Annotated in this window: 7 protein-coding genes; 2 read left to right on the top strand and 5 right to left on the bottom strand. The window is 55.6% G+C overall.

The window, feature by feature from the left end; translation table 11 throughout:
• Positions 1-220 precede the first annotated feature (220 nt).
• The 5 genes from B2R17_RS03135 to nadC form a co-directional block, all read right to left on the bottom strand.
• Complete coding sequence (locus tag B2R17_RS03135) at positions 221-421, bottom strand: DUF1559 domain-containing protein (RefSeq protein WP_286762809.1); 201 nt, start codon at positions 419-421, stop codon at positions 221-223.
• A 106-nt stretch (positions 422-527) separates the two neighbouring features.
• On the bottom strand, positions 528-2,663 hold the full coding sequence (locus B2R17_RS03130; RefSeq protein ID WP_286762808.1) for a prolyl oligopeptidase family serine peptidase: 2,136 nt from the start codon (positions 2,661-2,663) through the stop codon (positions 528-530).
• A 140-nt stretch (positions 2,664-2,803) separates the two neighbouring features.
• Entirely contained in the window at positions 2,804-3,379 is a 576-nt protein-coding gene (locus B2R17_RS03125) for an NYN domain-containing protein (protein WP_286762807.1), read from the bottom strand.
• 24 nt (positions 3,380-3,403) lie between these two features.
• A complete protein-coding gene (locus B2R17_RS03120; RefSeq protein ID WP_286762806.1) occupies positions 3,404-4,915 on the bottom strand; it encodes an undecaprenyl-phosphate glucose phosphotransferase in 1,512 nt (503 codons plus the stop codon).
• Between the two features lie 57 nt (positions 4,916-4,972).
• Complete coding sequence (gene nadC, locus B2R17_RS03115; protein WP_286762805.1) at positions 4,973-5,908, bottom strand: carboxylating nicotinate-nucleotide diphosphorylase; 936 nt, start codon at positions 5,906-5,908, stop codon at positions 4,973-4,975.
• 330 nt (positions 5,909-6,238) lie between these two features.
• Here nadC and B2R17_RS03110 point away from each other — a divergent pair, with 330 nt between their 5' ends.
• Complete coding sequence (locus B2R17_RS03110; protein WP_008668364.1) at positions 6,239-7,291, top strand: peptidylprolyl isomerase; 1,053 nt, start codon at positions 6,239-6,241, stop codon at positions 7,289-7,291.
• Positions 7,292-7,416: 125 nt separating this feature from the next.
• Entirely contained in the window at positions 7,417-8,001 is a 585-nt protein-coding gene (locus B2R17_RS03105) for a hypothetical protein (RefSeq protein ID WP_286762810.1), read from the top strand.
• Positions 8,002-8,115: the final 114 nt, after the last annotated feature.

Here is an 8,115-nt window from a genome sequence, read left to right as displayed (position 1 = left end):
CAGCAACCCCCGGCTACCATCTGACATCCCTACCAGGATGAAGAAAGACAGCGAGCCGGAAGGAAAATTGCATTCGCTATCCGAACGCCAACATCAAACATTTCGCAGCCCAGCCTAACGCCCAAACGGCTCACATGATTATGCCCGATCATTCCTGCCGACCTGCTTAGATGGTCATTCGAATCGGAAGGAGCCGAATTTCAACCATTCGCAGAACGATTCAGAAACCGTCGGAGTCAATGACTTCACCACCATTGCGGCGGCCGAGGGCGTTGTAGATTTCCGCATCGATTTCTTGCGTGATCGCACGCACGCTGCCGTTGCACAACGCGAATTGAGCGAGACCGACATGGGGAGCGGAGGGCCCTTTGTCATCGCCAGCGAGTTGGTTTGGGCGAAACTGGGTTTCGAACAGCACCATGTGACCATACTCACCACGCTTTCGAACGCCAATCGGGAGGCGCCGAACGAACGGTATTTCGTGCGTTTCAAACTCGATGATTATCAAACCCTCACACCTCGTTGAATCACTTCGGTTGCCATGCTTCATCGAAGAAGCCCGCCGCGACGACCTTGCCTGGGTCGCGGAAAGTCGAGCCTTTGCTGACATTCAAGATCGCCCAGTCGGGTAGCTTGGGGGTCTGACGTGCGTTGTTCAAATAGTCGTATTCGCGAAACGTGAATCCGCTGTTGATCACGACGTAGTGATTCGGGCTTTCCGGGTTGGGGTAGATCATCACTGGCACGTGCCCTGCCCTGTCGGCCTCATTGTTTCCAATGCGGATTTGTTCCTTGGTCCAGTTCAGCGGCAGTTTGGGTAGCAGCTGTGCAATCACTTGATTGCTGGTGGCATCGCCAAACAGAATCACGTTTTGATCCGCTACCATTGCCGCGTCGACATCCGTGTCTTGGATCACACGAATGTCACCTCGGAAGTGCAATCGCCAATGATCCATGGCGTGCTTCGATTCCTCTTGAATCCACTTTTCGACGATCGGATCGGCGGAAGTTCCCGATGGCATCACAAAGACAAATCGGTCCAAGAAGGCATCGTCGATCGGCCCTTGAAGCCCAGGCCGCTTGCGAAGCGAAGTGGAGTCTTCGGTGGCAATTTTCCATTCTCCGTCGTACATGAATTCGGCGGCGAAAGAACGATCGGATCCCACCATCGGGCCGTTGCTAGCGTTGGTGACCTGGTTTCCATTGATCATCACGCCCACACGTCCGTTGGGTTTTCCTGGCCACTGCCCTGCGTCGAAGTTCACACGCAGGCGAGTCACGTTTTCGCACTCGATCTCAATCTGCTCGCCCGAGTCAGCGGGATGTCGTATTACCGCTGCATCAACGGTGGCCGGTGACCAGTGTTGTTGCATGCCAGTGACTTCCATCCAGTGCATCTTCGAATACCGCAACGTCATGGTTGTCAGGTGGGCGTTGCGGGGAACGCCGGGCTGGATCTGTTGTTCGATCAAATCCAACCGGCGTGCGATTTCTTGCTTGGCATCGGGATGGATCTTGTGAGCGGTTTGAGGACCGATCAAGTGCACCAAGTCGATGCCGTGTTTCTCCAGTTCTGATTCCATGACATCAGCGGCCTGCTTTTGTCGATCGATTTCGCCGCTGTAGGCGATGGTCGGCAGATTGCGCAGATTGGCGGCCCACGGTGGGCAATCGTATAGTTGCCACAAAGTTTTTTGGTGGGCGGGAGCGGTTCCGGCGGCGTCTTCGCCTTGGAACACTTTCAGAAATAGCGGCGTTTCGGAGAATCCTGCGCCGGGCGTGGCAGCAAAGAATCGATCGGCATAGTGCGTCGCGAATTGCCAGCATCCCGCACCACCCATCGAAAATCCGCGAATGGCAATGCGTTGATCATCGATGGCAACGCGGTGCTGCAGGTAATCGATCAATTCCAGAACATCGACTTCTCCAGTGAATTTAAACGCGTTGCTATAGCGGCCGTATGGATGGGCGACGATGGCGGATTGGGGCATCGGTTCGTTGCCCGTTCGGTAACGATCTGGATGGTTGCTGTGTTTGTTTAGAAACGCCAACTCTGAAACCTTTTCGCCTCGGCCGTGCAGCCAGACATCCATTCGGATCGGCAACGCGTCCACGGCGTTCACGTTCGCTGGAACGACCACACCGTAGGGTTGAAACGAATCGTCGATCTTGGATCGATAGCCACCTGCAAGCAGTTGCTTTTCGTTGCTCGTACCCAGGCCCACCACCTCGGCCCAGGAGGCACCGGCGGCGATCCGGTCGATTCGTTCGTTGGCAATTTGCAACAATCGCTCCGCGTCCACCAATGCTTTGGGCGAGTAAAAAATCGATTGCTCGATCGTCATCTCCACCGCACGAGGAAACACCAGGACTTCGGGTTCGAGATCGATCAATCGAGCGAGTGCCGTTGATCCTTGTTTGTCCATGCTCGCGGCGTCGACCAATTGATGCCAGCGGTAACGAACCACGGCAGCTTTGGCTTGCAGAGCATCCACTGCTTCCGCGTCGACTTCGATTCCTGCCGGCGGAATCGGACGAACGTTTTCGGCTTGGTTGTCAGCCGGTCCATCAGCCAGCACCGGGGCCGCCGATGCGATTGCGAGACATCCGAAGGCAACCAGTCCACGAGTCAACACCAGAGCCATTTCAGTCAAATCCGCCAAGAGTCAAAATTCAAAAGGGACCATCGGTCTACGAAGGCCACAGCATACACGGGAGGCCAATGCGAAACCTGACGATCGCGAGAGTGCATTCATAGCGTCGGCTGAGTCAGGTTTGGGGTGTTGTGATTGCGTTTCCGCTCTCAATCCGAACCGTACTGATCGAGCCACTTCTGGATTTCGTCGGTGTCCAGCATCGCGTCCAGGGTTGGTCCGCTCGAAGCCGCTTCGTCGGATGATTCAGCAGATAGGCTGTCCGACTGCTTGGGACGTTTTCGTTTGGAATTTTCTTTCGGAAGCTTGGCCATTTGGATCTGCCCATCCAACAACGCGTCCAACCAAACATCGGAATCAATTGGCAATGCTTTCTTGCGTTTGGCGGCGGCGTGTAGACGGTGATCGGAGGACACCAAAGTCAATGACTTTGGATTTGGATGTTGGAAGATCAGTTCTTCGATCAAGTCATCCGCTTCTGGGTAGCCGACCGCGAAACGAACATCCATGTCGGCGAACGACATTCGATCGCTCACGCCATGCGGCGGATTGCGAGCGTCAAAGACAACGCATGTGCGAGTGCGAATGATGTCGGTCAGATGTTCCGACAATCGGTTGAGTAGCAACTGGCGTTCGTCCTGCAACCAGTTCGCTGATGCACCACGCGACGGAGGAGCCACCGGCCCGATCACGTTGTATCCATCGATGAGCAGCAAGGGAAACATGTGACATCGATGCGAGGGGTGGGATCAGTACGCTTCGGGTTGTTTCCAAACGACAAGCAGCGTTCGGAACAGGATTCTTATATCGAGCAACAACGACCAAGAGCGAATGTATTGGTGATCGAAATGGATTCGCTGTTCCATTTTATCGACCGTTTCTGTTTCGCCGCGACAGCCGTTGACCTGGGCCAGTCCGGTGATTCCCGGTTTGACCTTGTGCCGCATCATATAACCACGGATCAAACCGCGATATTGTTCGTTGTGTGCGGACGCGTGAGGCCGCGGTCCGACCAATGACATCGATCCTTCGATCACGTTGAACAACTGGGGGAGTTCGTCCAGGCTGGTTTTCCGGAGGATCGCTCCCAGAGGGGTGATTCGCGAATCGTTGGCGGTGGCCTGTTTGACGACCGCACCATCATCACAGGTCGTCATGGAGCGGAATTTCCAAACGCGAATTTCTTGGCCGTCCAAACCGTAGCGACGTTGACGGAAAAACACCGGGCCGGGCGATGTCAGTTTGACAGCCGCCGCGATGAGCAACATCGGAATAGAAATCGCGAGCAATCCAGCCGTCGCGATGATCAAATCCGCCGCCCGTTTCGCAACACCGTCGATGCCGAACATCGGCGATTCGGTGACGCTGACCGCCGGCAGACCGCCGACTTGGGTCCAGCGCGCGTGAAGCAGTTCGAACACGAAAAAATCGGGAACGATGTAGACGGATGCGGTCGAGTCACTCAGTTCGTCCAGCAGAAACCGGATTCTCTTTTCGGCTCGCATGGGAAGGGTCACAAGCACCGTTTCGATCTCGCCCGAACGTGCCGCGGCAATCAGGTCATTCAAATCGCCTTGCAGTGAGACCGCTGGTTCGGATTCGATTGAGTTCAGTTCATCTGAATCATTGCAGCCGGTTTCGCCACTTCCATTGTCGCTTTTTCCGCGAGTGAAATTGCGGTCATCGTAGAAGCCGGCGAACTGCAGGCCGAGCGATGAGTCCGATTCGATATTGGATTGTGTTTGATGTCCGAGGGTATTGCAGCCTGCAATCGCGACTCGTCGAACACCAACCCCGCGACGAAGCAATCCGTATTGCACGATTCGCAGACACATCCGCGAGAGGCCGATCATGGCGGGGCACAGCACGCACCAAGAAAGAATTACCGATCGAGCAAAGTATTGTCCGTAGCGAGTGGCAAAGGCGATGACTCCTAAAACCAGGATCGTCAACGTCCATGTTGTTATGACGCGAATGATTTCGCTGTCGGTGCACGCGCGACGGTCGCCTCGTTGCAGTCCAGTCAATTGACTGCAGAGAAAGAACACGATGACCGCGATCAATCCCATCGCAAAGGATGCATCGTCGACATGACCTCTCGCAGCGAATTTGACCATCACCAAGGATGCCAAAATCGATGCCGAATCCAGGCACGGCTGAACGAAGTCATACCAGTGCCGGCTGCCCAGGATGGACACCGATTGAGGTGAATCGGCGGACTTCGACGATGCAGGCGGAGCGTCCGAGTGAGTTGACGGCATGGTCGGTGTACAAAGAGGAAGTGAATGACCGCTACCAACGGCCTGATTTCCCCAACACTAGGTCGCGAACCCGTCGAGCCAGTCCATCCCCAGGTCCAACCACGTCGCTTGATGCGTCAAAGCTCCACTGCTGATTCGGTCCACGCCAGTCGCAGCGACGTTGCCGATCGTATCGATCGTGACGTTTCCTGATGCTTCCAAGTCGAGTGTCACGCCCAGCTCATCTCGTCGAGCCACCGCGCGGCGAAGGTCATCCAACGAAAAGTTGTCCAGCAGAACAATGTCGATGCCCGTCGTGGCGACTTGTTCAAATTGCTCCAGCGTGTCGACTTCGATTTCAACCATCGGTGGGGCAACCAATTGATTGACGCTGGCACCCCGCATTGAGACGGCTCGGGTCGCCGCTTCGCCGGCAGTCAATTTGGAGGATGGATCGTTCTCGCTGCGACCGAGAGCGAGGTGGTTGTCTTTGATCAGAAAGCCATCGTACAGGCCGGTGCGATGGTTATGGCCACCGCCGCAACGCACCGCATACTTTTCGAGCCGTCGCCAACCGGGCGTCGTTTTGCGAGTGTCATACAGTCGAGCGGTGTGTTCGCCGATCGCTTCGACGTATCGTCCGGTCAAGGTCGCGACCCCGCACAGTCGCGAAAGAATGTTGAGCAAGACGCGTTCGCTGGTCAGCAGATCCCTGGCCGAACCTGAAAGCCGCACGATCGGTTTTCCGGGAACCAATGGAGCACCCTCGTCGATTAAAACCTCGACTTCCAAATCGGCATCGAACTCATCGACGATCCATGGTGCCAAAGCGATCCCCGCCGCGATCCCAGTGCATCGAGGGACGATCTGGCAGGCACCGCGGCGTTCGGGTGCGATCATGGCGACCGTGGTCCAGTCGACGGCGATGTCCAAGTCCTCTGCGATCGAAAGACGGACCAATTGCCGCAGGTCGTTTTCCAAGGCGTCGTCGAGTTGGACAGGGCGATAATCCATGGCTGGTTTCAATCGAAGTGGAGCGGTTTCACGGTCAGGGTTTCACGCATTGTTTCGCCTGGTGACGGTGCCAGCAATGCGACACCGAGTCGATATACGAGGGAAAACCATTGTTCATCCATCGATTGTCGCTAAATCGCGGTTGCCAATGCGCGTTCGATTTCTCTACAAGCCGAACTCATTCATTTGTTTCCGTTGCGAATTGGGGTCACCATGCCTTCGCCCTGCCATCACGTTGTCCCTCGTTGTTTCGCTTGGATTGCGTTGGTGATTGGGGTAACCGCCATGGCAGTGCCGCGTGTGCATGCGCAGATGCCCTCCCCCGCAGAAGTGGAAGAAGCAAAGAAAATACCGCTTCCCACCGATCCCGCGACCGTTATGGCCGTTGTTGGACAAGGACGAGTTCTGCTTGGCGAGCTGAAACCACGCGTGGATGCTCAGCTTTCTCGCATGCTCTCGCAAGCCAGTGGAGAAGTGCCGGAGGACGAGCTGCACTACGTGAAGTTGCGGATGACTCGCAGCCTGCTCGTCCAAACCATCCAAAGTCGAATGCTTCGCGAAGCGTTTTTATTGGAACAAGTTGGAACCGCTGCTGCGGACAAGCGTCGCGAAGCGGAAGCGACGATGGCCGCCAAGGCTCGTCAGATGTTCTATGAAACGGAACTGCCCGGGCTGATGAAAAAAGCCAAAGTGGATTCGAAGGCGGAACTCGATGATCTTCTTCGCAAAGAAGGATCGTCGCTCGCATTCCGCCAACGCGAATTCATGGACCAGATGCTGGGGAGCTTGTACATCCGCAGCAAGGTCAACAAAGATCCCTCGGTCTCGCTTTCCGAGATTGTGCGGTACTACCAGGAACATCAATCCGAATACGAACACAAAGCTCGGGCTCGTTGGGAGCAGCTGACGGTCATGTTCAGCAATCATCCAACCCGCGATGCGGCGATGAACGCAATCACCGAGATGGGACGCGAAGCGTTGTATGGCGGTAACATGCAAGCGGTCGCGAAAGCAAAGAGTGAAGAACCGTTTGCGAGTTCAGGCGGATTGCATGATTGGACGAACCAAGGTTCTTTGGTTTCGACGACTCTCGATCAGCAGATTTTCTCGTTGCCAACCGGCAAGATGAGCGAGATCATCGAGGATACGGATGCGTATCACATCATCAGAGTGTTGGAACGCGAAGACGCTGGAGTGACTCCGGTTGGAGAGCTTCAAGACGATATCTCAGACATTCTTCGTCAGCAAAAAATTCGTGCGGACCAGGAAAACGTGATGGTCGAGGTTCGCCAACGTGTTCCTGTCTGGTCGTTCTATCCCGACGATTTTCCGGAAGCAAAACCGTTGATCCAGGTGTCTGCTCGACCGGCGATGCAAAGGTAGGCGGAATGGCCAATTGCGCATCACGACATCGCTCGACTCGGAACCAACGCGTTTGCCACCACCGAACCCAGCACCAACGCTGTACCTTTCGCGTGCAGTGGTTGGTCCTTTGCGGATTGGCGTTGATGTCGGCCGGTTGTGGGCAACTTGCGTATCGGCTTGGAACCGACATGCCGCCGCAGTACGTTCCCAATCCGTTGGATCTACCGCCCGTTCCGGCTGACTTTCTGTGGTTGCAGGTGGTCGACGCGGTCGACGATGTGTTTCGGGTCTCTCGGGAGCAACCGGTGGTCAATCAACCTGGTGCCGTTCTCGAAGGTCGACTCGAAACGAGCTACAAAGTCGGTGGTTCCATTTTGGAACCGTGGCGGAAAGACAGCTCGCCCGGATTCGAACGTTTGCAAAGCACACTGCAATCCATCCGACGCCGAGCGATCGTCCATGTTCGTCCGCACTCGAACGGCTATTCCGTCGAGATCATCGTCCAAAAGGACTTGGAAGACACCGATCGAACTCAGTACGCGACCGAAACCACCGCCGGACAACGTCACGATGGTTCACGCACCAGTCGTGTGGATGACTTCGACGACAATCCGCAAACTCTCGGATGGATTCCCTTGGGACGCGACACGACGCTGGAACAAATCCTGTTGCAGGACATCTTTCGGCGAGTCACGCAAAAAGACACGCCCGGTTTGCTGAATCACTGAGATCAGCAGAGGTACCAGGACTTGCTCAATCACCCCGAGCGAAGAGGTCGTGCAGTTTGTTGATAAAGGTATTAACGCTGCTTTCGCACACCGTACCTCTCCCGAAACGAAGTT

It is taken from the genome of Rhodopirellula sp. UBA1907, from assembly GCF_002337565.1.
Classification (GTDB): Bacteria; Planctomycetota; Planctomycetia; order Pirellulales; family Pirellulaceae; genus Rhodopirellula; species Rhodopirellula europaea.
The sequence above is the reverse complement of the archived record's forward strand: the minus strand, read 5'-3'. Positions and strand labels throughout refer to the sequence as shown.